This window comes from Frateuria terrea (genome assembly GCF_900115705.1).
In the GTDB taxonomy this organism is placed as follows: Bacteria; Pseudomonadota; Gammaproteobacteria; order Xanthomonadales; family Rhodanobacteraceae; genus Frateuria_A; species Frateuria_A terrea.
This window is the reverse complement of record NZ_FOXL01000002.1, coordinates 16748-39632: the sequence shown is the minus strand read 5'-3', so window position 1 is coordinate 39632 and position 22885 is coordinate 16748. Positions and strand designations below refer to the sequence as shown.

General features: G+C 69.4%; 19 protein-coding genes and 4 tRNA genes. 16 read left to right on the top strand and 7 right to left on the bottom strand.

Features of this window, described 5'->3' with window-relative positions:
• Window positions 1–41: 41 nt before the first annotated feature.
• Entirely contained in the window at window positions 42–1397 is a 1356-nt protein-coding gene (xseA, locus tag BMZ38_RS00190) for an exodeoxyribonuclease VII large subunit (RefSeq protein ID WP_091332735.1), read from the bottom strand.
• Between the two features lie 109 nt (window positions 1398–1506).
• Complete coding sequence (locus BMZ38_RS00185) at window positions 1507–2931, bottom strand: phospholipase D-like domain-containing protein (protein ID WP_091332733.1); 1425 nt, start codon at window positions 2929–2931, stop codon at window positions 1507–1509.
• A gap of 46 nt (window positions 2932–2977) precedes the next feature.
• Between BMZ38_RS00185 and BMZ38_RS00180 the strand changes: the two genes are divergently transcribed.
• Window positions 2978–4954, top strand: coding sequence for an acetyl-CoA hydrolase/transferase C-terminal domain-containing protein (locus BMZ38_RS00180; RefSeq protein ID WP_245747132.1), 1977 nt, complete (start codon window positions 2978–2980; stop codon window positions 4952–4954).
• 37 nt (window positions 4955–4991) lie between these two features.
• Here BMZ38_RS00180 and BMZ38_RS00175 read toward each other — a convergent pair whose 3' ends face one another.
• Window positions 4992–5471, bottom strand: a complete 480-nt coding sequence (locus tag BMZ38_RS00175; protein ID WP_091332731.1) for a DUF2269 family protein — start codon at window positions 5469–5471, stop codon at window positions 4992–4994.
• Window positions 5472–5848: 377 nt separating this feature from the next.
• On the opposite strand from BMZ38_RS00175, the gene ispG reads away from it, so the two are divergent.
• Entirely contained in the window at window positions 5849–7108 is a 1260-nt protein-coding gene (gene ispG, locus BMZ38_RS00170) for a flavodoxin-dependent (E)-4-hydroxy-3-methylbut-2-enyl-diphosphate synthase (RefSeq protein ID WP_091332729.1), read from the top strand.
• 150 nt (window positions 7109–7258) lie between these two features.
• The gene (locus BMZ38_RS00165) at window positions 7259–8095 is read left to right on the top strand and encodes an HD-GYP domain-containing protein (protein ID WP_091332727.1); all 837 of its coding nucleotides are present in this window, start codon (window positions 7259–7261) and stop codon (window positions 8093–8095) included.
• A gap of 12 nt (window positions 8096–8107) precedes the next feature.
• Here the strand turns inward: BMZ38_RS00165 and aat are convergent, their stop codons facing one another.
• Together aat and BMZ38_RS00155 are read right to left on the bottom strand one after the other, a co-directional pair.
• Window positions 8108–8830 (bottom strand): leucyl/phenylalanyl-tRNA--protein transferase, encoded by a 723-nt coding sequence (gene aat / locus BMZ38_RS00160; protein ID WP_091332724.1) that lies wholly within the window; start codon window positions 8828–8830, stop codon window positions 8108–8110.
• The gene (locus BMZ38_RS00155; protein WP_091332722.1) at window positions 8827–9963 is read right to left on the bottom strand and encodes a GNAT family N-acetyltransferase; all 1137 of its coding nucleotides are present in this window, start codon (window positions 9961–9963) and stop codon (window positions 8827–8829) included. Before BMZ38_RS00155 ends, aat begins: the two co-directional genes overlap by 4 nt.
• A gap of 153 nt (window positions 9964–10116) precedes the next feature.
• Between BMZ38_RS00155 and serC the strand changes: the two genes are divergently transcribed.
• The 10 genes from serC to BMZ38_RS00105 all read left to right on the top strand — a co-directional run bounded on the left by serC (window position 10117) and on the right by BMZ38_RS00105 (window position 18014).
• Window positions 10117–11202, top strand: a complete 1086-nt coding sequence (gene serC / locus BMZ38_RS00150; protein WP_091332721.1) for a 3-phosphoserine/phosphohydroxythreonine transaminase — start codon at window positions 10117–10119, stop codon at window positions 11200–11202.
• A gap of 44 nt (window positions 11203–11246) precedes the next feature.
• Window positions 11247–12335, top strand: a complete 1089-nt coding sequence (pheA, locus tag BMZ38_RS00145) for a prephenate dehydratase (protein WP_091332719.1) — start codon at window positions 11247–11249, stop codon at window positions 12333–12335.
• Window positions 12332–13657, top strand: coding sequence for a 3-phosphoshikimate 1-carboxyvinyltransferase (aroA, locus tag BMZ38_RS00140; RefSeq protein WP_245747131.1), 1326 nt, complete (start codon window positions 12332–12334; stop codon window positions 13655–13657). The genes pheA and aroA overlap by 4 nt, the downstream gene beginning before the upstream one ends.
• A gap of 302 nt (window positions 13658–13959) precedes the next feature.
• Window positions 13960–14733, top strand: coding sequence for a 3-deoxy-manno-octulosonate cytidylyltransferase (gene kdsB / locus BMZ38_RS00135; protein WP_091332716.1), 774 nt, complete (start codon window positions 13960–13962; stop codon window positions 14731–14733).
• Window positions 14734–14851: 118 nt separating this feature from the next.
• A complete protein-coding gene (gene uvrC, locus BMZ38_RS00130; protein WP_091332714.1) occupies window positions 14852–16678 on the top strand; it encodes an excinuclease ABC subunit UvrC in 1827 nt (608 codons plus the stop codon).
• A 47-nt stretch (window positions 16679–16725) separates the two neighbouring features.
• Window positions 16726–17340 (top strand): CDP-diacylglycerol--glycerol-3-phosphate 3-phosphatidyltransferase, encoded by a 615-nt coding sequence (pgsA, locus tag BMZ38_RS00125; protein ID WP_091332712.1) that lies wholly within the window; start codon window positions 16726–16728, stop codon window positions 17338–17340.
• Between the two features lie 37 nt (window positions 17341–17377).
• A tRNA-Gly gene (locus tag BMZ38_RS00120) sits at window positions 17378–17453 on the top strand.
• Window positions 17454–17577: 124 nt separating this feature from the next.
• Window positions 17578–17653: transfer RNA gene (locus tag BMZ38_RS00115), tRNA-Gly, on the top strand.
• Window positions 17654–17723: 70 nt separating this feature from the next.
• Window positions 17724–17797 (top strand) — tRNA-Cys (locus BMZ38_RS00110).
• Window positions 17798–17927: 130 nt separating this feature from the next.
• Window positions 17928–18014: transfer RNA gene (locus BMZ38_RS00105), tRNA-Leu, on the top strand.
• Between the two features lie 42 nt (window positions 18015–18056).
• On the opposite strand, the gene BMZ38_RS00100 is transcribed toward BMZ38_RS00105, so the two are convergent.
• A complete protein-coding gene (locus tag BMZ38_RS00100; RefSeq protein ID WP_091332710.1) occupies window positions 18057–19148 on the bottom strand; it encodes a TolB-like translocation protein in 1092 nt (363 codons plus the stop codon).
• A gap of 514 nt (window positions 19149–19662) precedes the next feature.
• On the opposite strand from BMZ38_RS00100, the gene BMZ38_RS00090 reads away from it, so the two are divergent.
• The 3 genes from BMZ38_RS00090 to BMZ38_RS00080 all read left to right on the top strand — a co-directional run bounded on the left by BMZ38_RS00090 (window position 19663) and on the right by BMZ38_RS00080 (window position 21472).
• Entirely contained in the window at window positions 19663–20058 is a 396-nt protein-coding gene (locus tag BMZ38_RS00090; protein ID WP_091332708.1) for an addiction module antidote protein, read from the top strand.
• A 310-nt stretch (window positions 20059–20368) separates the two neighbouring features.
• A complete protein-coding gene (locus BMZ38_RS00085; protein WP_091332705.1) occupies window positions 20369–20611 on the top strand; it encodes a hypothetical protein in 243 nt (80 codons plus the stop codon).
• Between the two features lie 411 nt (window positions 20612–21022).
• Window positions 21023–21472 carry a response regulator gene (locus BMZ38_RS00080; protein ID WP_091461899.1) on the top strand — a complete coding sequence of 150 codons (450 nt, stop codon included), beginning with the start codon at window positions 21023–21025 and terminating at the stop codon, window positions 21470–21472.
• Window positions 21473–21536: 64 nt separating this feature from the next.
• Here the strand turns inward: BMZ38_RS00080 and BMZ38_RS00075 are convergent, their stop codons facing one another.
• Complete coding sequence (locus BMZ38_RS00075; protein ID WP_245747130.1) at window positions 21537–22850, bottom strand: hypothetical protein; 1314 nt, start codon at window positions 22848–22850, stop codon at window positions 21537–21539.
• Window positions 22851–22885 lie beyond the last annotated feature (35 nt).

Genomic DNA, 22885 nt, shown 5'->3' with positions numbered 1-22885 from the left:
GTTTCGGCCCAACAACGGTGCGCCGGAGGTGGGCCGAAGCCCTATGGGTTGTCGGTGACCTTGAGCGAAAGCTCGCCGTCGGCCAGCCGTGCGCGCAATGGCGTGCCCGGTGGCGAATGCTTCGCCGTCCGCAGGACGCGCCCGTCGCTGTCGAACACGATTGCGTAACCGCGCTCCAGTGTGGCCAGCGGGCTGACTGCCTGCAGCGCGCGCGCCGACTGGCGGAGCGTCAGGCGCGCGCGTTCGAGGCGATGGCTCATGCACTGCAGCAGCGAGCGCTCGCGCTCGGCCAGGCGACGCTGCAGCAACTGAAGGCGCTGGCGCGGGTGCTGCGCCAACAGCCGCGCATGCAGGCGATCAAGACGGTTGGCGCGGCTGCGGGCCTGTTCGCGCAGCGCGCCATACAGGCGGCGATGCAGCTGTTCGAGCCGCTCGCGGTCGCGCGCCAGCCGTGCTTGCGGCCGCTGTGCCTGTAGGCGCGCAAACAGATGGTCGACGCGCTGGGTCTGCGCCTGTAGCCGCCGCTGCTCGAGCAACTGCAGGCGTTGCGCGAGTTGCCCGAGATGGCGGCGCAGGGCCAGCGCGTCGGGCACGAGCAGCTCGGCCGCTGCCGACGGCGTGGCCGCGCGCAGGTCGGCGACGAAGTCGGCGATGGAGAAATCGATTTCGTGGCCCACCGCGCTCACGACCGGGATGGCGCTGGCATGCACGGCGCGGGCGACGGCCTCGTCGCTGAAGGCAGCCAGGTCTTCCAGCGAGCCGCCGCCGCGGGTGAGCAGAATGACGTCATGGCGCGCGCTGGCCGAAGCCTTGCGCAGCATCGCCGCGATCGCCGGCGGCGCCTCGCGGCCCTGCACCGGCACCGGCAGCACCTCGACCTCGACCAGCGGCCAACGCCGGCGCAGTACGCTCAGCACGTCGCGGATCGCCGCGCCCGTCGCCGAGGTGATCACGCCGATCCGCCGTACGTAGCGGGGCAGGGGACGCTTGCGCGACGGCTCGAACAGGCCCTCGGCATCGAGCTTGGCCTTGAGCAGCTCGAACTCGCGCCTCAGCGCACCTTCACCCGCGAGTTCCATGTGTTCGGCAACCAGCTGGAACTCGCCGCGCGGCTCGTACAGCCCGACCCGCGCGCGCACCAGCACGTGCATGCCGTCGGCCGGCTTGAAGCGCAGCCAGCTGCTCTTGGGCTTGAACATCGCCGCGCGCACCTGGGCGCCGGCGTCCTTCAGGGTGAAGTAGAGATGCCCCGAGGCCGGGCGCGACACGTTGCACAGCTCACCCTCGATCCACACCAGCGGCAGCGCGTCCTCCAGCAGCCCGCGCACCAGCCGGTTGAGGGTGCTCGGCGTGAGGATGTTGCGCGGCGGAGCCGTCGGGTGGTCGGGGGTGCGCATGGACCGTCGAGCCTAGCACGAAGCGCTTGCCGAACATGCGCTTGGGCGGACAAGTGCAGGGACTGCCTCATGTAGCGATCGCCCCCCGCAACCAGCCTGCGGATGGCGCCTAGTCGCGGCGCCTGCGCAACCGCCAGACCCGGATCGCCAGATTGAGCGCGAACCATGCCGACAGCAGCGCGATCGGCCAGCTCACCGCCTTCGGCCAGACCAGCGCCACCGCCGCCAGCACGGCCAGCACGGCGATGCCGGCCAGCAGCGGACCACGCGCGGTGTCGCCGAGCACACGGCGGTCGGTCAGCGCGGCGCCGACGGTGTTGGCGATGCGCAGGGCGCCGGCCGCCGCACGGCTGGTGCTGCCACCCGGACGTTTGGGCCGCGGCGGGCGTGTGGTGCTGCTTTTCACGTGCGCGATGTGCGGGCGGCGCCGACGCGGCGCGAGCACGATCTCGGTGGCGTTGGCCAGGTCGCGTTCGTACTGCGCGGCAAGCTGGCCCGCGAAGCCGGTGTCCTCGACCGCCACGTCGATCTCGCGGTTGCCCAGCCAGCTGGCGATGTTGAGGTTGGACGAGCCCACGCGCGCCCATTGCCCATCGGCCACCGCCGTCTTGGCGTGCAGCATCGAGCCGTTCCACTCGAACACGCGGATGCCCGCCTTGAGCAGCGGCCGGTAGCCCGAGCGTGACATGCCGGCGACCAGCGGGATGTCGCTGGTGCCCGGCACCAGCAGGCGCACGTCCACGCCGTCGCGCGCGGCCGACGCCAAAGCCTGCACGTAGGGCGCCATGCCGACGAAGTAGGCGTCGGTGATCCACAGCGTGTGGCGCGCCATCGCGGCAACCTGCTGGTCGAGCCGGTACATGCCGGCGGTGGCCGGCTGGGTGGCGATCACGCGCAAGGCGATGTCGCCGGCCGTCCTGTCCTCCGGTAGCGGCAGCGGCAGCGGCTTGCCCAGGCTGGCCCAGCTCTGCGCGAAGGCCTGTTCCAGCTCGCCCACCGCCGGACCGTGCAGCGCCACGCCGGTATCGCGCCAGGGCGGCACGCCGCGCGCCGCGTTGCCCAGCCAGCGCGCGCTGATGCATACGCCGGAGAGGAATCCCAGCGAGCCGTCGACCACCAGCAGCTTGCGGTGGTCGCGGGTGATCCAGCCGAACGGCTTGCCCAGCTGCGGCGGGTTGAACACGCGCACCTCGCCGCCGGCGCGGCGCAGCGGTTGCCAGAAGGCGTAGCCGGACTGGCCCAGGCAGCCGAGCCAGTCGCACACCACCGCCACCGTGACGCCGGCCCGCGCGCGCTCGACCAGCGCGTCGCGGAAGGCGCGGCCGACCACGTCGTCGCTGATCAGGTAATTCTCCAGCAGCACCCGCTGGCGGGCGCCGCGAATGGCCTCCAGCCAGGCGTCGAAATGCGCCTGGGCGTCGATCAGCAGTTCGACTGCATTGCCGCCGATCAGCGGCGCGCCGGCGGCGCGGCTCAAGGCCTGTTCGGCCAGGAAGCGGCTGGGCGCGGAAGGAATCAGCGGAGTCGTCGCCATGGCCCTGAGTGTAGGACATGGTCCGTGTGCGAAGGTCGCGACTTTGATGCGCGCCGCGCCCGGCTTCTGCCATGATCCGCGCATGCCGCCCGCGCGCCTTACGGACACCGCCGCCTGCGCACAGCTCATCGCCGACCGGCTGGGCCCGCACCTGTGCGTCGCCGCGCCGCTGGGCCTTGGCAAGCCGCATGGCCTGCTCAACGCGCTCTACCGGCTGACCGTGGCCGACCCGGCCCGCGCGCTGACCCTCTACACCGCGCTTTCGCTGATGCGGCCACGGCCCGCGCCCGGGTTGGAGCAACGCTTCCTCGCTCCGTTCCTGGAGCGGCACTTCGGCGCCGATTTCGAGGATCCGGCATACGCGCTGGCCGAGCAGCGCCACGCGCTGCCGGCCAACGTGGCGGTGCACGAGTTCTACCTGCTGTCCGGCGCGCTGCTGCACGCGCCGCGGGCGCAGCGCGACTACATCAGCCAGAACTACACGCACGTGGCGCGCGACCTGGCCGCGCAGGACGTGAACCTGCTGGTGCAACTGGTGGCCCGGCGCGAGACGCCCGAAGGCGTGCGCTACAGCCTCTCGTGCAACCCGGACCTGACGCTCGACTTCCTGGCGCAATGCGAACGCGCCGGCAAGCCGCGGCCGATGTGTGTGGCGGTGGTGCATCCGGACCTGCCGTACATGAGCGGCCACGCGGAGGTGGCGGAGAGATTCTTCGACATGGAGCTGGCGCCGCCGCAGTCGCCGCGCCTGTTCACCTTGCCGCGCACGCCGGTGGGCCTGGCCGAGTACGCCATCGGCCTCCACGCGAGTTCGCTGGTCAGGGATGGCGGCTGTCTGCAGATCGGCATCGGCGCGCTGTCCGATGCGCTGGTGAAATGCCTGCTGCTGCGCCAGCAGGACAACACCGCCTGGCGCGACGGCCTGCGCGCGCTCGACGGCGAGAGCCCGACGTTCGAGCTGGCCCGCCGCATCGGCGGGCTGGAGCCCTTCGAGGCGGGCGTGTACGGCGCCAGCGAAATGGTCATGGACGGCTTCATGCATCTGGCCCGAGCCGGAATTCTCAAGCGCCGCAGCTGGGACAACCTGGCGCTGGAGAAGGCCGCCGCGGCCGGACGCCTGAACCCCGCCACGCCCGGCGGGCATTACCTGCGCGGCGCGTTCTTCCTGGGCAGCCGCGAGCTGTACGCATGGCTCGGCGCCACCGAGGCGACCGACCCGGACGCGATCGACATGTGCCCGGTCTCCAACGTCAACCAGCTCTACGGCGACCACCAGAGCCTGGCGGCGCTGCAGCGCCGCGGCGCGCGCTTCTTCAACACCTGCATGATGGCCACGCTGCTCGGCGCCGCCGTGTCGGACGCGCTGGAGGACGGCCAGGTGGTCAGCGGGGTGGGCGGGCAGTACAACTTCGTGGCGATGGCGCACGAGCTGGACGATGGCCGTTCGATCCTGTTGCTGCGCGCGACCCGCAAGGAGGGCGGCGAGGTGCGCACCAACATCCGCTGGGACTATGGCCACACCACCATCCCGCGCCACCTGCGCGACGTCGTGGTGACCGAGTACGGTGCTGCCGACCTGCGCGGCAAGAGCGACAGCGAGTGCATCGAGGCGATGCTGTCGATCTGCGACGCTCGCTTCCTCGACGCACTGGCGGCCGAGGCCAAGGCGAACGGCAAGCTCGCGCCCGGGTTCAGCATCCCCGACGCCTGGCGCCGGCATCGGCCCGAATGCCTGGCCGAGGCGCTGGCACCGCTGCGTCGTGCCGGCATGCTGCCAACGTTCCCGTTCGGCAGCGATTTCGACCAGGTGGAGCAGCAACTGCTGCCCGCGCTCAGCTGGCTGAAGGAGCAGGGCGCGACGTGGCGCGGGCGCCTCATGCTGGCGAAGGCGTTGGCGCGGCCCGGCGAAGTAGTGGCGGGCGAGGCGGTGGCGCTGGAACGCATGCAGCTGGCCCGTCCCCGGGGCTTCGGCGAGCGCCTGCAACAGCGCCTCGTCCTCGCCGCCCTGCGCCGCTGCGCTTAGTCGCAACACGCCGCGAGCGGAGGGCGGCCGAACCTGGCTACAAAGGCGGCTTGACCACCATCAGATAGAACACCGCCACAAAGGCGAAGAACGCCGGCACGCCCAGCGCGACCCAGAACAGGAATGCGCGCCAGTACGCCGGCGGCAGCGGCTGTCCGCGCGCTGCCGCATCGGTCGCCAGATCGCGCATGCGCACCTGCAGCACCACCACCGGCAGCCAGCAAGCCACCGCCAGCGCATACAGCAGCACCGACCAGCCCACCCAGCCGCTGCGCCAGGGAATCTTCGCCCAGTGCGTCATCCAGAAGCCGCTCAGCGGCTGGAACACTACCGTGGTCGCGGTGAACAGCCAGTCGGCGATCACCACGTAGCGCCCCACCACCGCCACCACGCGCACGTCGCGGTGCAGGCTCACCATCAGCAGGTAGAACGCGGTGCCGATGCCGGTGCCGGACAGCAGCGCGGAGGACAGCACATGCAGCCATTGACCGATTGATGCACCCGCTTTAAACGACATGACACCGCGGCGAGCCACACGCAGCCAGCAAACCCTCTCTCGCCTCAGCTCCCGAGCGCCCGCGGTATAGCGGCGGCAGCTCCTCTAATAGCAAGAGAGTCTCTCGACAAGGCGCAGGGGCACCTAGCTTTTTACTCACCCCGGGCTGAGTCAGGCCGTTTCTTTTGGTTACTTTTCTTTGGGCCCCGCAAAGAAAAGTGACCCGAGCGCCGGTGGCGATCGGAAGCCCGCCGCAGGCGAGCCCAGTCGCGGGAAAGCCCCGCAAGAGCCGCCACCCGGCCCTCTCCCCGGAGGAGAGAGGAAGCCAGGGCGCGTCCTCCGCGAGTGGTATTCTTGTGCATTGCCGCAGCCAGCGCCGCGTACTCCCGATGTCGACCATGAGCGAACCCGTTTCCCAGCAACCGCGCCCGGCCGGTCCGGCGACGCGCCGGCCAAGCGTGGGCGTGCGCGTAGGCAAAGTGATGGTGGGCGGCGGCGCACCGATCGTGGTCCAGTCGATGACCAACACCGACACCGAAGACCCGGCAAGCACCGCCAAACAGATCGCCGAACTGGCCCGCGCCGGCTCGGAAGTCGTGCGCATCACGGTGAACACCCCAGCCGCGGCGGCGGCGGTGCCGCGCATCGCTGAACGGCTGGCGATGATGGGCGTGGAGGTGCCGATCGTGGGCGACTTCCACTACAACGGCCATCAGCTGCTGGAAGCCGAGCCGGCCTGCGCCGAGGTGCTCGCCAAGTACCGCATCAACCCCGGCAACGTCGGCTTCGGCAAGAAGAAGGACAGCCAGTTCGCCGCGATCATCGAGAAGGCCATCCAGTACGGCAAGCCGGTGCGCATCGGCGCCAACTGGGGCTCGCTCGACCAGGGCCTGGTCGCCACCCTGATGGATGAGAATGGCCGGCGCGCCGAGCCATGGGACGCGGGCGTGGTCGCGCGCGAGGCATTGATCCGCTCGGCGCTCGATTCGGCCGCGCGCGCTGAGCAACTCGGCCTGCCGCGTGACCGCATCATCCTGTCCTGCAAGGTGTCCGGCGTGCAGGAGCTGATCGCGGTCTACCGCGACCTGGCCGCCCGCTGCGACTACGCGCTGCACCTGGGCCTGACCGAGGCCGGCATGGGTTCGAAGGGGATCACTGCCTCGGCCGCCGCGCTGGCGGTGCTGCTGCAGGAGGGCATCGGCGACACCATCCGCATCTCGCTCACCCCCGAGCCGGGCGCCTCGCGCACGCAGGAAGTGATCGTCGCGCAGGAACTGCTGCAGACCATGGGCCTGCGCGCGTTCACCCCGCTGGTCACCGCCTGTCCGGGCTGCGGCCGCACCACCAGCGAGTTCTTCCAGGAGTTGGCCAAGACGGTGCAGACCCACGTGCGCGCGAAGATGCCCGAATGGCGCGTGATGTACGACGGCGTGGAGAACCTCACCCTCGCGGTGATGGGCTGCGTGGTCAACGGGCCGGGCGAATCCAAGCACGCCAACATCGGCATCTCCCTGCCGGGCAACGGCGAGGCGCCCTCGGCGCCGGTGTTCATCGACGGCGAAAAGGCCATGACCCTGCGTGGGGAGCGCATCGCCGAGGAGTTCGTCGGCATCCTGGACGACTACGTGGCGCGCAAGTACGCCACGCGCACGGGCTGAGTTCTCGCGGAACTGTCCGGATCGCCGAAACTGTGAGCCAGGTCACGCGTTTCACACGCGCGTGTACAGCCTTCAGACATTCTGTCGACAGGTGTCGCCTGCGCGCGAAAGAATGCCGTCCGCGCCGTTCCGGTGCCTGGGAGTCCTGGCGTGTCCATCAGTCCGCAGTTCAGGATTGCGTCTCTCTACGTTGCGCTGGCTTCCCTTTGGATCTGGCTGTCGGATCGCGCGCTCGCGGTGCTGGTCCATGATCCGCTGCGGCTGACCTGGGCGCAGAGCATCAAGGGCTGGGTCTTCGTGGCCCTGACCGGGGTGGTGCTGTACTGGCTGATCGGCCGGGACCTCAAGCGTCTGGCCGCAACCAACCGGCAGCTCGTCCACGGCCACGAGCAGGCGCTGCGTGTGCTGGTCTCGGCGATGGACATCCGGCACAAGGAAACCCGCGACCATTCCGACCGCGTCATGCGCATGGCGATGGGACTGGCGCGCCTGACCGGCATGCAGGACGACGCGCTGCTGGCGCTCAAGTTCGGTGCACTGTTGCACGACATCGGCAAGCTCGCCATTCCCGACGCCATCCTGATCAAGCCGGGCAAGCTCGACGAGGCCGAGATGGAGCACATGCGCCGGCATCCGGAGATCGGCCGGGAGCTGATGGAACAGGTCGACTTCCTGCGCAATGCGACCGACATCCCCTACGCGCACCATGAGCGCTGGGACGGCACGGGCTACCCGCGCGGCTTGCGCGGCGAGGAGATACCGCTGGCCGCGCGCATCTTCAGCATTGTCGACGTGTGGGATGCGCTGAGCTTCCCGCGCGTGTACAAACCGGCCTGGCCGGAGGACGAGGTGCTCGCCTACCTGCGCAACGCCGCCGGCAGCCAGCTCGATCCGCAACTGGTGCAGCTGTTCCTCGACAACTACCGACAGATCAAGGCGCTGGGCATGGTCGACGCGACCGTGCCGATGCAGACCGCGCACGCCTGATGCACGCCGCGCCTAGAGGCAATCGGCCGCCGCCCGTGGCGAGGCCTTGCGCCAGTGCACGGCATCGAACGGCTGCGCTGCCAGGCGCCGCAGCTGGGCCAGGAACGCCTCGCGCGGAATCTCGCGCGCGCCCAGGCCAAGCAGGTGCGGATTGCTCACCTGTGCATCGAGCAGCGGAAAACCCCAATCGCGCAGCAAGCCGGCCAGCGCGACCAGCGCCAGCTTCGAGCCGCCGCTGCGCGCGCTGAACATCGATTCGCCGCAGAACAACCGTCCCACGCTCACGCCGTAGAGTCCGCCGACCAGCTCGTCGCCTTCCCACACCTCCACGCTGTGCGCGTGGCCCTGCGTGTGCAGCGAGGCGTAGGCTTCGATGATGCCCGGCCCGATCCAGGTTCCATGCTGGCCCGGGCGTGGCGCGGCGCAGGCGCGCATCACGCGCACGAATGCCTCGTCGACGGTGACCCGCCAGTCCTTGCCGGCGAGCGTTCGGCGCAGGCTGCGATTGGCCTTGAGCGTGGCCGTGTCGAACACGCAGCGCGGGTCGGGCGACCACCACAGGATCGGCTCGCCCGGGTTGAACCAGGGAAAGATGCCGCGCTCGTACGCGGCCAGCAGCCGTCGCGGCGACAGGTCGCCGCCGAAGGCGAGCAGGCCGTTCGGCTCGGCCAGCGCATGGCGCGGGTCGGGGAAGCGCTCGGGCGAGGCCGGATCGAGCAGAGGCAGGCGGATCACCCGCAGCCCCCGGCGTAGGGTGCGTGTTCGGCCAGTTCGGCGACGTAGGCGTCCATGGCGTGCGCCTCGTGGACCAGCGCATCCCGCACGGCCTGGCGGAACTGCGGATGGGCCAGGTAGTGCCGCGAATGCGTGCGCACCGGAACGAAGCCGCGCGCGAGCTTGTGCTCGCCCTGCGCGCCGGGCTCCAAACGCAGCAGGCCGTGCGTGATCGCGTGTTCGATACCGAGGTAGTAGCACAGCTCGAAGTGCAGCCCGGGCACGTCGATGCGGGCGCCCCAGTAGCGGCCGTACAGGGTGGTGTTGCCCTGCAGGAACAGCGCCATGGCCTCGATGCGCACGCCGTCCATCGCGCAGGCGACCCGGACCCCGTCGCCCAGGTCGCCCAGCGCCCTGAAGAAGTCGGGCGTCAGCGCCGCGTGGTTGCCCTTGGCATCGAACGTGGATCCATACAATGCGTGGATCTGGCGCCAGTCAGCGTCGTCCAGGCTGGCGCCGCCGCGCATGCGGATGTCCAGGCCGGAGGCCTGGACGTGCGCGCGCTCCTGGCGGATGTTCTTGCGCTTCTTTGCCTTGAGCGTGGCGAGGAAGTCGTCGAAATCGCGATAACCGCGGTTGTGCCAGTGGAACTGCACGTCCGAGCGCGCCAGCCAGTGTCCGCCGAAGGCATCGAGTTCCTCGCCCTCGAGGAAATTGGCGTGCGCCGAAGACAATCCCAGGCGTTCGGTCTCCGCGCGCATGGCCTCCACCAGCGCCTGCCGCAACTGCGCTGCGTGCGCGCCGTGGCCGGCGAGCAGCCGCGGTCCGGGTACCGGCGAGTAGGGCACGGCGTTGAGCAGCTTGGGATAGTAGGTTCCGCCGGCGCGCTCCCACGCGCTGGCCCAGCTCCAGTCGAACACGAACTCGCCGTGCGAGTTGCCCTTGAGGTAGAGCGGCGCGGCGGCCACCAGGCGATCGCCCTCATACAGGCCAAGGTGGTGCGCCTGCCAACCCCACTCGGGGCGGATGCAACCGGTTCGCTCCAGCGCATGCAGGAAGGCATGGGAAACGAACGGGTTGGCGCCGCCCCCCAACGCATCCCAGGTCGCCGCGGGCAACTCGGCGATGGCGGGGTGGAAGCGGACGGTGGGCATCGACGGTGCAGGCGGGCTTGGCGAGAGACGCAAGCGGCAAGACTAGCGAACTTGGCTCTTCCGACCCAAGCGCGCGGTGGCGGGAAAGATCATTTGACGCCGCCATGTTGCACCGCGCCATAATGCCTGCTCCTCAACTTTGGACGCGCACCCGTGGGCAGGGTCTGGAACTTCAGTGCGGGACCGGCAGCGTTGCCGCAGCCGGTGCTCGAGCAGGCGCAGCGCGAGCTGCTGGACTGGAACGGCAGCGGCGTCTCGGTGATGGAGCAGTCGCACCGCGGCAAGCGCTTCATCGCCATGGCCGAGCAGGCCGAGGCGGACCTGCGCGAACTGCTCGAGGTGCCCGACGACTATGCCGTGCTGTTCCTGCAGGGCGGCGCCACCCAGCATTTCGCGCAGATCCCGATGAACCTGGCCGGCCCGGACGACTCGGCCGACTACATCCTGAGCGGCCACTGGAGCGAGAAGGCCGCCAGCGAGGCGATGCCATACGTGCGCGTGAACGTGGCCGCCAGCAGCAAGGCCGACGGCTACCTGCACCTGCCGCCGCGCCGGGGATGGGCGCTCGATCCGCGCGCCACCTACGTGCACTACACGCCCAACGAGACCATCCACGGGGTCGAGTTCCATGACGTGCCCGACGTCGGCGAGGTGCCGCTGGTGGCGGACATGTCGTCGAACATCCTGTCCGGGCCGCTGGACGTACGCCGCTTCGGGCTGATCTACGCCGGCGCGCAGAAGAACATCGGCCCGTCCGGCCTGGTGCTGATGATCGTGCGCCGCGACCTGCTGGCGCGCCCGGGGCGGCCGATGGCGCGGATCTTCCGCTATGCCGAGCACGCCGCGGCCGGTTCGATGCTCAACACGCCCAACACCTTCGGCTGGTACCTGGCCGGGCTCACCTTCCAGTGGCTGAAGGGGCAGGGTGGCCTGGCCGCCGTCGGCAAGCGCAACCGCGCCAAGGCGGCGCTGCTCTACGGCGCGATCGACGGCTCGGACGGTTTCTACCGCAACCCGGTCGAGCCGGCCTCGCGCTCGCGCATGAACGTGCCTTTCACCCTGCGAGACGGCACCCTGGATGCGGCGTTCCTGGCCGAGTCGGAGGCCGCCGGCCTGCTCGCGCTGAAGGGCCACAAGGCGCTCGGCGGCATGCGTGCCTCGCTGTACAACGCCGTGCCGCCGGAGGCGGTCGAGGCGTTGGTGGCCTTCATGCACGATTTCGCGCGTCGCCACGGCTGAGCGTACCTGCTACCGTTTGGACTTCTATACCGCTGGACACCTGAATGACCGATCCCAAGGAATCGCTGGGCAAGGTGCGCGAGCGCATCGACAGCATCGACCGCCAGATCCAGGAGCTGATCTCCGAGCGCGCCAACTGGGCGCAGGAGGTCGCGCGGGTCAAGGGTGAGGGCCTGTCGGCGATCGACTATTACCGGCCTGAGCGCGAGGCGCACGTGCTGCGCATGGTGGTCGACCGCAACAAGGGACCGCTGTCCGACGGCGAGATGGTGCGGCTGTTCCGCGAGATCATGTCCTCCTGCCTGGCGCAGGAAGACCCGCTCAAGGTTGGCTTCCTCGGCCCCGAGGGCACCTTCAGCGAGCAGGCGGTGCGCAAGCACTTCGGCCACGCCGCCTACGGCTTGCCGCTGGGCAGCATCGAGGAGGTCTTCCAGGAGGTCGCCGCCGGGCACGCCGACTTCGGCGTGGTGCCGGTGGAGAACTCGGGGCAGGGCATGATTCAGGTGACGCTGGACATGTTCCTCACCTCCGAAGCGCGTGTCTGCGGCGAGGTCGAGCTGCGCGTGCACCAGTGCCTGCTGTCCAGGGCTGCCGCGCTCGGCGAGATCCGGCGCGTGTTCGCGCATGCGCAGTCGCTGCAGCAGTGCAAGACCTGGCTGCGCATCAACCTGCCGGACGTCGAGTGCGTGGCGGTGAGCAGCAATGCCGAAGCGGCACGGCTGGCGCGGCATGCGGACGACGCGGCCGCCATCGCCGGCAGGACCGCCGGCAAGGTCTACGGTCTCAAGCCGCTGGCCGAGGGCATCGAGGACCGCGCCGACAACACCACGCGCTTCCTGGTGATCGGCCGCTCATTGTTCCCGCCCTCGGGCAACGACCGTACCTCGCTGCTGATCACCGTCAACGACAAGCCAGGCGCGCTGTACGACGTGCTGAGCCCGTTCGCCAAGCACGGCGTCAGCATGAACCGGATCGAGTCGCGTCCGGCGCATACCGGCAAGTGGCAGTACGCGTTCTTCATCGACGTCTCCGGCCACATCGACGACGCGCCGCTGCAGGCCGCGCTCGGCGACATGGGCCCGGTTGCCACGCAGGTGCGGGTGCTCGGCTCCTACCCGGTGGCCTTGCCGTGAGTGCCGGCAACGACACCGCCGGGCGGCTGGACTGGGTCAGCCGTCCGGCCCGACCGCTGCGCGGCACGCTGACCGTGCCCGGCGACAAGTCGGTCTCGCACCGCGCGTTGATGCTGGCGGCGCTGGCCGAGGGTGATTCGCGCATCAGCGGCTTCCTGGAGGGCGAGGACACCCGCGCCACCGCTGCGGTGTTTGCGCAACTGGGCGTGTCGATCGAGACGCCAGCGCCGGGCGAGCGCATGGTGCATGGCGTGGGCCTGCATGGCCTGCGCCGCGCCGACCGACCGCTGGATTGCGGCAACGCCGGCACCGGCATGCGCCTGTTGGCCGGCCTGCTGGCAGGACAGGCATTCGACTCGACGCTGGTGGGCGACGCGTCGCTCTCGCGCCGGCCGATGCGCCGTGTCACCGAACCACTGGCCCGGATGGGCGCGCGCATCGACACGCACGAGGGAACGCCGCCGCTGCAGATCCACGGCGGCCAGCACCTGCGCGGTATCCGCTACGAATTGCCGGTCGCCAGTGCGCAGGTGAAGTCCGCACTGTTGCTGGCCGGCCTCTACGCCGAGGGTGACACCGAGATCCTCGAACCCCATCCGACGCGCGACTACACCGAGCGCATGCTGGTTGCGTTCGGCTGGCCGGTCGAGTTCGCTCCCGGCCGTGCCCGCCTGAGTGGCGGTCACGCGCTGCGTGCCACCGACGTGCGCGTGCCGGCGGATTTTTCCTCCGCGGCGTTCTTCCTGGTCGCCGGCAGCCTGGTGCCCGGTTCGGACCTGCTGCTGCGCGCGGTTGGCCTCAACCCCCGCCGCACCGGCCTGCTGCAGGCGCTGCGCCTGATGGGCGCCGACATCGAGGTGCACGACGAGCGCCAAAGCGGCGGCGAGCCGGTGGCCGATCTGCGCGTGCGCCACGCGCCGCTGCACGGCATCGAACTGCCGGAAGCGCTGGTGCCGGACATGATCGACGAATTCCCGGCGCTGTTCGTGGCGGCCTCGGCTGCGCGGGGTACGACCGTGGTCCGCGGCGCGGCCGAGCTGCGTGTGAAGGAGTCCGACCGCATCGCGAGCATGGCCGCCGGCCTGCGCGCGCTGGGTGTGCAGCTGGAAGAGACGCCCGACGGCGCCGCCATCACCGGCGGCGCGTTCGGTGCGGGCACCGTCGAAAGCCACGGCGACCATCGTGTGGCGATGAGCTTCGCCGTGGCCGGCCTGCTGGCCAAGGGTGGCGTGCGCATCGAGGATTGCCTGAACGTCGCGACGTCTTTCCCCGGCTTCATGGAATTGGCCAACGGCTGCGGCTTCGCGCTCTCGGAGGCGTAGCTCTTCCTCCTCCTCTCCTGCGAGAGGGTTGAGGGGGTCGGGCGGAGCGCAGCGCCCGCTCCCGGGCACCCTCTCCCGGCGTGAGAGGGAAGCAAGCGAACGCTCCTGGCTTGCCGCCTTCGTTCCCCTCCACCAGGGAGAGGGGCTGGGGGAGAGGGTTCGGGCGGAGCGTAACGTCTCGCTTCGCCCGAACCTTCACCCGCCTGCCGGGGCACCCTCTCCCCTGGCGCGAGAGGGAATCAAACGAACGCTCACGGCCAGGCCGATGCTAGGCTCGCCGCTTTCCAGCCACCCGACATGCCATGCCCGCCGTCCCGTCGTTCATCGTCGCCATCCCCGCCCGCTACGGATCCACCCGCCTGCCGGCCAAGCCGCTGCGCGACCTCGGCGGCGTGCCGATGGTCGTGCGCGTGGCGCAGCGCGCCCTGCAGGCCGGCGCCGGCCAGGTGGTGGTGGCGGTGGACGACACCCGCGTCGCCGAGGCGCTGGCCGGGCAGGGCGTGGACATCTGCATGACCCGCCCCGACCACGCCTCCGGCAGCGACCGCCTGGCCGAAGTGGCCGCCCACTACGGCTGGGCGGACGATGCCGTCGTGGTGAACCTGCAAGGCGACGAACCTTTCGCGCCCGCCGCCGGTATCCGCGAAGTCGCTCGCGCGCTGGCCGAGGACGACGCCCCGATGGCCACGCTCGCCACGCCGGTTACCGATGCGCACGAGCTGTTCGACCCGAACGTGGTCAAGCTGGTGCGCGGCGCGAACGGACGCGCGCTGTACTTCAGCCGCGCGCCGCTGCCCTGGGCCCGCGACGCCTTCGCCATCGGCCGCGACGCCTTGCCCGAAAGCGTGCCGTTCCTGCGTCATATCGGCATCTATGCCTATCGCGCGGGCTTCCTCGCCCGCTACACCGGCCTGTCGCGCACGCCGCTGGAACGGGCCGAGTCGCTCGAACAACTGCGCGTGCTCGAGCACGGCTACCCCATCGCCGTGCGCCTGACGCCCGAACCGTTCCCGCCCGGCATCGACACCGAGGCCGACGTGGAGCGGGCAGAGCGCTGGCTCGCCACCCAGCGATAACGCATGTTTCAGCCGCCGGCTTTTTCCAGGGAAGCGCCGGTCGGCTGAAGTCCGCCTTGCGCCCACCTGTTCGGCCAACGGTCACGGCGCCCCTTGCGGGAACGGCTAGAATCACCGCATGCCCTCGCCCCAGACGCCGCCGTTCGACGGCAAGGCCTTCGTCCAGACCCTGACCACCTCGCCCGGCGTCTACCGCTACTTCGACGCCGACGGCGAGCTCCTGTACGTGGGCAAGGCCGGCAGCCTGAAGAAGCGCGTCGGCAGCTACTTCCTCAAGCCGCGCATGGAACCGCGCATCAACGCGATGGTCTCGCAGATCGCGCGCTGCGAGATCACCGTCACGCGCACCGAAGGCGAGGCGCTGCTGCTCGAATCGCAGCTGATCAAGTCGCTCAAGCCGCGTTACAACATCCTGCTGCGCGACGACAAGAGCTATCCGTACATCTATCTCTCCGGCGGCGAGGACTACCCGCGCCTGGCCTTCCACCGCGGCGCGAAGAACCTCAAGGGTCGCTTCTTCGGGCCATACCCGAGCGCCTTCGCGGTGCGCGAAAGCCTCAACCTGATGCAGAAGCTGTTCAAGGTGCGCCAGTGCGAGGACAGCTACTTCCGCAACCGCTCGCGGCCGTGCCTGCAGCACCAGATCGGGCGCTGCACCGCGCCCTGCGTGGGGCTGGTCTCGGTCGAGGATTACGGCGCCGACGTGCGCCACGCCCAGATGTTCCTGGAAGGCCGCAGCAGCGCGGTGATCGACGAGCTGGCCGCCGCCATGGAAAAGGCTGCCGGCGAACTCCACTTCGAACGCGCCGCCGCGCTGCGCGACCAGGTGGCCGCGCTGCGCAAGCTGCAGGCGCAGCATCACGTGCAGGGCGCCAGCGCCGACATGGACGTGATCGCCTGCCGCATCGAGGGCGGCATGGCCTGCGTCAGCGTGTTGTTCTTCCGCAACGGCATCAGCCTGGGCACGCGCGATTTCTTCCCGCGCCTGGCGCTGGACACCGAGCCGGCCGACGTGCTCGGCCAGTTCGTCGCGCAGTACTACCTGGAGCGACCGGTACCGCGCGAGCTGATTTTGGGCGAGCCCATTCCCGACCAGGCGTTGCTGGCGCAGGTGCTGTGCGAGCAGGCGGGCCACGCGGTGGAGATCAAGTCCAGCGTGCGCGGCGAACGTGCGCGCTTCCTGCAGATGGCCGAGCGCAACGCGCAGGCCTCGCTGACCTCGCGCCTGGCCAGCCGGCAGACCCTCGGCGCGCGCTTCGACGACCTGCAGAAGCTGCTCGAACTGCCCGAGCCACCGCGTCGCATCGAGTGCTTCGACATCAGCCACACCATGGGCGAGGCCACGGTCGCCTCCTGCGTGGTGTTCGGGCCGGAAGGCCCGGAGAAATCCCACTACCGCCGCTTCAACATCGCCGGCATCACCCCGGGCGACGACTACGCGGCCATGCACCAGGCGCTCACCCGGCGCTTCCGCAAGGTGGCGGCGGGCGAGGGCGCCAAGCCCGACGTGCTGCTGATCGACGGCGGCGGCGGGCAGGTGGCGCAGGCGCTGGACGTGCTGGCCGAACTGGGCGTGGGCGGCATCGACGTGGTGGGCGTGGCCAAGGGCCCCGGCCGCCGCGCTGGCGAGGAAACCCTGGTGCTGGCCAATTCCGGCCGCGAGATCCATCCGGGCCCGGCCTCGCCGGCGCTGCACCTGGTCGCGGCCGTGCGCGACGAGGCCCACCGTTTTGCGATCAGCGGCCACCGCAAGCGACGCGAGAAGGCGCGCGAGCGCAGCGTGCTGGAGGACGTGCCCGGTATCGGTGCACGCCGCCGGGCGGCATTGCTCAAGGCCTTCGGCGGCCTGGCCGGCGTGGAAGCGGCGGGCGTGGAGGAGCTGGCCTCGATCAAGGGCATCGACCGCGGCCTGGCCGAGCGCATTTACGCCACCTTGCACGGGTAGCCTGCAACCTCATGCGACACTGACGATTGCCAACCGACGGAAAGACGATGCGCATCAACCTGCCCACCTGGCTGACCCTGTTCCGCGTGGCGCTGCTGCCGGTGATGGTGGTGGTGTTCTACTGGAATTTCCGCGGGCACAACATCACCGCCGCGATCGTATTCATCCTTGCTGCCATCACCGACTGGCTGGACGGCTACCTGGCCCGGCGCCTGAACCTGACCTCCGCCTTCGGCGCCTTCCTCGACCCGGTGGCCGACAAGCTGATGGTCGCGGTGACGCTCTTCCTGCTGGTCGAGGCGCATCGAGGCGGCTGGCCGGGCATCCTGATGGCGATCACCGCGGCGGTCATCGTCGGCCGCGAGATCAGCATCTCCGCGCTGCGCGAATGGATGGCCGAGATCGGCATGCGCGCGACGGTCAAGGTCGCCTTCATCGGCAAGCTCAAGACCGTCATGCAGATGATCGCGCTGGTGGTGCTGATCGTGCAGCACGAGAAGGAAGCCGAGGCGTTGCGCCTGTATCACATCGGCGAAGGGTTGCTGGTGATCGCCGGCGCGCTGACCATCTGGTCGGGCATGCACTACCTGCGCGCGGCGTGGCCGACGCTGCGCGGCGACCCGCCCAAGCAGCCTGGCACCAGCAAGCGTGCCGAGGCTTGACGGGTTCGTTTTCGCCGCTAAAATGCGCGGCTCCGATGCGGGAATAGCTCAGTTGGTAGAGCACGACCTTGCCAAGGTCGGGGTCGCGAGTTCGAGTCTCGTTTCCCGCTCCAGATTCTCTTCGAAGCCCCGGCCCTGCCGGGGCTTCGTCGTTTCGGACGGCGCGTCGGAAGCCGCCGGATCCGTCGGCAAGGCCTTCACATCCGGCCGCGTTCTGCTATCCTTTCCGACTCTGACGCGGGAATAGCTCAGTTGGTAGAGCACGACCTTGCCAAGGTCGGGGTCGCGAGTTCGAGTCTCGTTTCCCGCTCCAGTTTCCAGAACCTCGGACCACCGGGGTTTTGTTTTTTAAGCGGACCGCGATCACGCGCTCCGCGCGCGATGGCCAGGTGGCAGAGTGGTCATGCAGCGGCCTGCAAAGCCGTGTACGCCGGTTCGATTCCGACCCTGGCCTCCATTGCGCGAATACCCGAAGGCCCGCCATCCGGCGGGCCTTCTTCGTTCATCGCAACCAAGCGACATCGGCGGGCGAAGGGTAGGTCGCTCCAACGCCTGCTGCTAGGATGCCGGTGCCTCACCCACCGTCCGCCCGGATGGCGAAACTGGTAGACGCAAGGGACTTAAAATCCCTCAGCCGCAAGGCTATGCGGGTTCGATCCCCGCTCCGGGCACCAACGCCAATCGTTCAGGTCGATGCCGCGCACACGCCCGGCGCATCACGGTTGGTACCAGGCGCCCTTGTCCGCGACACCGTTCTCGACCACGTTTGTCGCGGTGCCGGTGGCCAGGTTGACGATCTGCAGCTTATGCAGGTCGGCAAGCTTGATGACCAGCAGCTTCGAGCTGTCCTTGGACCAATCCGCGATCGCGTAGAGAGCGTCAGGGTCGGGCACCGTGATGGCCGGATGTATGTTGTTGCCGTTGGCGCCCATGATGAAGATGGCGCCGTACGCGAGGCCGGCGGTCGGGTCGGATCCCCGGACGGATTGCACGAATGCAATCCGGGTTCCGTCCTTGGAGTACAGCGCCCTTTGCCCTTCGACGGGTATCGTCGTGCGGGTGCCGGTCTGGAAGTCGATCAGCGTGCGCGCCTCGGGATAGAAGCCGTGCCGGCCGTCGGGCGCGATCGTCAGGTGCTGCGCTCCTCCGAACGCCTGCTCGGTGATTTTCTCGGCGGCGCCCGTGGAGATGTTCACCTTCCAGACGCGCGAGTACCAGTCCGATTCCAGTCCCTTGCCCCATGCGGAGGCCTCGATCAGGACGTGGTTGCCGTCGGCGGTCCACTGCGGTGTCGACATGCTCCCGGGCGTTCGCAGGTCGGTCCGCTGTGGCGGGCAGAACAGGATGCGCTGGTTCGCGCCATCGGCCCGTACTGCGCCGAGGCAAGCGTCGCCGTTGCGCATGGTCACGAACGTGATCGCCGCGCCCGGTCCCCACGACGGCTGGGTGTGCAGGCCGGTCCCCGTGGTGATCTGGCGCGCCAGGCCGCCTTGCCGGTCGACGACGAACAACTGGGTTTGCCCGAACGTTGCCTGAGGGGCTTTCTCGTACACCAAGCTGATGCCGCCCGGCGACCAGCTACCGTCGCGGTAGTCGACATGGATGGTCGAGGGTGTCATCGGCACCGCCGTGCCACCCGACGGACTGACGCGATACAAGACCGTGTTGCTGGTGTTGTCGATCGGGCGCATGTTCGTGCGCGTAAACAGGATCGAGGCGCTCGAGGCGTTCTGCGCGAAGGCGGATGGGGCGCTCAAGGCAACGAGCAGAATGGCGCACGCCGCGCCGGCAAGCTTCTGGTTTTTCATGGGTGACGCTCCCTGACGATAGTCCCCCTGGTTCGGGCCGCGCGGTCTGGCTGGCCCCGTAAAGCGGGTCCCTTGCCTGCCAGATCGACCGCGAAATGTTTTCGTCGCGCGCAACTTTGCGCTCGATTTCGTGAGCGCTTTGCATTCGTTCAGGATCAGGTCGCTTGGGTCGTCAGCACGCCTGACGGCAGGAGCGACCGCCGCGCAACTTGCAATGTGTATCCGGCTGGTGCACTTGATTGCATGCCCTGCATCGTCCAGCAGACGAAAGAGTTCGGCGCCTGGCACAAAAGTTTGCGCGATTTCAGGGGCGCGAATCGCCATTGCCGCCAATCTCGGTGATGCGAAATCGGTGGGCGAGGGCGTTTCCGAGATGCGCATCGATGTGGGCGTGGGCTACCGCGCCTATTCACCCTGCGTGGCAACACCCTCGTCTTCCTGCTTTGCGGTGGCGACAAGAAGATCCAGCGGCGCGACATCAAGCATGCTGCCCAGCTTGCAAAGGAGGCCTGACATGACCCTTCAGCTAACGACCTTCGATATGGCCGATCACCTCGACAGCGAGGAGGCCATTGCAGAGTACCTCTCCCGGGTCATGGCCGATGGCGACGACGACGAACTTCTCAGGGCGCTCGGACACGTAGCCAAAGCCCGTGGCATGGCGCAGCTTGCCAAGGATGCGGGCGTTGGGCGAGAGAGCCTTTACAAGGCGCTGAAGCCAGGCGCGTCGCCGGGATATGCCGCCGTGGGCAAAGTAGTGCGCGCGCTCGGGTTCAGGATGACCCTGCAGCCGATTGCCAGGAAGGCGGCTGCTTCGGCCAAGAAGACGCCCAAAAAGCTGGCCAAGCCAAAGACGCCGAAGACCCTGGCTGGGACCGCCGCTAAGCGCGCTTCGGCTGCAGGGCAGTAGGTCGGGAGCGTCTTTGCCAGGCGCGGTAATGTGCACTGCGTTCCGGCCAGCTCCCGCGCGGAATGTGCGCACCATCACAGGCGGAGTGCGACGAGCTGGTTAACCTTTGCACGTCTAGCCCGCCCGCGGCCTAGACGGTAGCTAACAGCTACGCCCCCCTAAGGCGCCCGGTCCCCCGGGCGCCTTTCTCTTTGCCGCGACCACTGCGTTCCCGGCTGTGTTAGCCCGTCCACACGGAGCACCGACCTGATCCTGACGAAGCGCCCGGCACGCTTGCCTGGCGGCGAGTGCAGGTCGATCCGGAGGTGTCATGCAAGTCAATCCCTACCAGAACCCCTACCAGCAGACGCAGCCGAAGCAGCGGGCCAACATCACCGGGCTGGTGCGCGTCGGCGAGAGCGCGTTCACTTACAAGCAGATCGCCGAGCGCCTCCACTGCACGGTGATACAGGCCCAGGGGAAGGTGCGTCGCATCCGCGGCCGCAAGAACAACAACGAGGTGACGTGGGAGCGGCTGGGATTGAAGGAGCCCGGGGGCGACGGACCCGGCTGACAGGCCCGCGCCAAGACATCGCAGCAACACCCTCCCAGCTTGCCCCGCGCCTGAACTTGACCGCGTCCTGCCGCGCGATGCACCCCGCACGCCCAGATGCTGCGGGCAAGCCGCCGCTGGGATCGACTCCTTGCCAGGCCCGGCGCGCCAAGCGGCGCTCACCAGGCAAGCCAACGCGCATGGCGGCCGGGCGCAACGCCGGTCCGGACTTGCGCATGCCCTGCATACCCCGCACCAACCGGCCACGTCGGGGATACCTGCCATCCCAAGTACGACGGTCCGTTGTGCTACCGTTTAGGTTCCAGTTGCCGATCCGCTAGTTGCGCGGGCCCGACAGCCGCGCCGGCCTGGGTCGCTCCGCGACTCCACCGGTAGCGCCGACGCATCCCTTTGCCGCATCCGCCGTTGCCGATGACCAGCCCGCACGACCAGCACGTATCGAATCGCCGCGAGCCCACCGATCGGGCGCCTGGGGCATCGGCTGCGGTGTCGCGGGCGTCGTCCAGCGCAAGGTCGCTGGCCATCCTGCTGGTGGAAGACGACGCCCTCATCCGCATGGATGCCGCCGACATGCTGCGCGACCTCGGCCACGACGTGGTGGAGGCCGAGTACGGCCCGGACGCCATCGCCGTCCTCGAGGGACAGCCGGTCGACGTGCTGGTCACGGACGTCGGCTTGCCGGGCATGTCGGGTACCGACCTGGCCGACCGCGCCCGCCGCATGCAGCCGGGCATCGGCCTGGTCTTCGCCACTGGCGACGCCGAACTGGAAAGCCGGGGAGGGCACCACGGCGCGGTGATCCTGTGCAAGCCCTACGACAGCGCAAGCCTTGCCGAGAGCCTGCGCCGCGCGCGGGGCTGAGGGCCGCCCCGCGGCCTTGCCGCCAGTCTCGGAAGACGTCCATTGCGGCCTGCCGCGCCGTCCGCTAGCGCGCGCCACCTGCCGCGATCGTCCGGTCGCCCTTGCGCGTGCCGTCCACCACCTGCCAGCCCGGCGCAAGCTTCATCGTCCAGCCCTTGCCGTGCAGCTCGCCGCCCCTGGCGTCGCCGTCGGGCGCGGCCACCGTCAGCAGCGTCCAGTCGCCGGCCATCAGCGCGCCGCCTTTCACCTCGATCGAGCCCCAGTCGTCGATCACCTGCATGGTCGGGTAGACCGTGCCCGCGTCGCCCAGCGGCATCAGGTTGCTCGGGTTGAACTGCACCTTCATGTGCTTCAGCGGCAGGTGCAGCACCGGACCGGTGACCAGTTGCGCCTTGTACGCGGCGGCCTGCCGGGCGCGGGCATCGGCGCGGGCGCGCTCGCTGGCGAGCAGCGCGGGGCCGCCGTAGCGTGCCGCGCGGGCGTCGATGTCCGGCTTCGCATGCATGTCCACGTGCAGCGCCGCCGCGAGCATGCCGGCGGGCGAGCCGCCCTGCACGATCGCCTTGCGCCAGCCCGGCCGGTAGCGATCCAGCAGGATGCCGTAGGCCGGTCCGCTCGGGTACGCGAACGAGCGCGCGAACGTGGCGTCGTTCTTCGGGTGCCAGGTGAGGTCGTAGTGCGCCATCGCCAGCTGTTCGGCCAGGGTGCGGTTGCCGACCATCACGCCGGTGTACTCGGCCAGCCCCTCATTGCGTTCCAGCGCCGTCTCGGCCGCCTCGGCCTGCGCAAAGTGCTGGTAGCGCGCGGCGCGGAAGGCCAGCGCATCGGCGGCGTGTGCGCGGCGCTCGGCATCGGTCTTCGCCGCCAGCGCGGCGTCCAGCGCGCGCCATTCCAGCTGCACGGTGTAGCGGCCTTCCAGCGTGTCCATGTGCGGAGCGTCGCGCCCGTCGGCGGGTAGTCCCAGGCTGTCCTGGATTCGGTGGAACGCCTCGTGCGCCATCATCGTGTGGCGCACCGGCGCCTCGTCCGGCAGCGGCCAGAGCATCTCGCTCCAGTGCACGCCGGCCCAGTCCACGGCGGTGTTGGCGATGGTCTGGCTGGTGGGCAGCGTGCCCACGAACACGCCGCCTTCGGCATGCAGCTGGCCCTCGGCATCCGCCTGGTTGGCGACGACGCGGCGCGTGGCCGGCTCCACCAGCAAGGTGGGCCCGCACAGCGACTTGCCCCACAGCCGGCCCGCGTCGGCACGGCAAAGCTGCGCGGCTTCCTGCAGGTACCGGGCGGCGAGGGCGGGTTCGAGCCGGGGCGCGTCGGCACCGATCGCGGCGGGCGCCAGCGCGGCCAGCGTCAGCCATGGCAAAGCGGATCGAAGCAACATGCGCATCTCCTCAGAACGGGACGGTCGACAGCGTG

Coding starts and splice junctions, on each gene's coding strand:
- BMZ38_RS00100 (WP_091332710.1), bottom strand. CDS start 19,148: ATGAAAAACCAGAAGCTTGCCGGCGCGGCGTGCGCCATTCTGCTCGTT.
- pgsA (WP_091332712.1), top strand. CDS start 16,726: ATGCGCATCAACCTGCCCACCTGGCTGACCCTGTTCCGCGTGGCGCTG.
- BMZ38_RS00180 (WP_245747132.1), top strand. CDS start 2,978: ATGCGCGCCGCGCCCGGCTTCTGCCATGATCCGCGCATGCCGCCCGCG.
- ispG (WP_091332729.1), top strand. CDS start 5,849: ATGAGCGAACCCGTTTCCCAGCAACCGCGCCCGGCCGGTCCGGCGACG.
- xseA (WP_091332735.1), bottom strand. CDS start 1,397: ATGCGCACCCCCGACCACCCGACGGCTCCGCCGCGCAACATCCTCACG.
- BMZ38_RS00090 (WP_091332708.1), top strand. CDS start 19,663: ATGACCCTTCAGCTAACGACCTTCGATATGGCCGATCACCTCGACAGC.
- BMZ38_RS00075 (WP_245747130.1), bottom strand. CDS start 22,850: ATGTTGCTTCGATCCGCTTTGCCATGGCTGACGCTGGCCGCGCTGGCG.
- BMZ38_RS00080 (WP_091461899.1), top strand. CDS start 21,023: ATGACCAGCCCGCACGACCAGCACGTATCGAATCGCCGCGAGCCCACC.
- BMZ38_RS00175 (WP_091332731.1), bottom strand. CDS start 5,471: ATGTCGTTTAAAGCGGGTGCATCAATCGGTCAATGGCTGCATGTGCTG.
- BMZ38_RS00085 (WP_091332705.1), top strand. CDS start 20,369: ATGCAAGTCAATCCCTACCAGAACCCCTACCAGCAGACGCAGCCGAAG.
- pheA (WP_091332719.1), top strand. CDS start 11,247: ATGACCGATCCCAAGGAATCGCTGGGCAAGGTGCGCGAGCGCATCGAC.
- BMZ38_RS00155 (WP_091332722.1), bottom strand. CDS start 9,963: ATGCCCACCGTCCGCTTCCACCCCGCCATCGCCGAGTTGCCCGCGGCG.
- BMZ38_RS00185 (WP_091332733.1), bottom strand. CDS start 2,931: ATGGCGACGACTCCGCTGATTCCTTCCGCGCCCAGCCGCTTCCTGGCC.
- kdsB (WP_091332716.1), top strand. CDS start 13,960: ATGCCCGCCGTCCCGTCGTTCATCGTCGCCATCCCCGCCCGCTACGGA.
- uvrC (WP_091332714.1), top strand. CDS start 14,852: ATGCCCTCGCCCCAGACGCCGCCGTTCGACGGCAAGGCCTTCGTCCAG.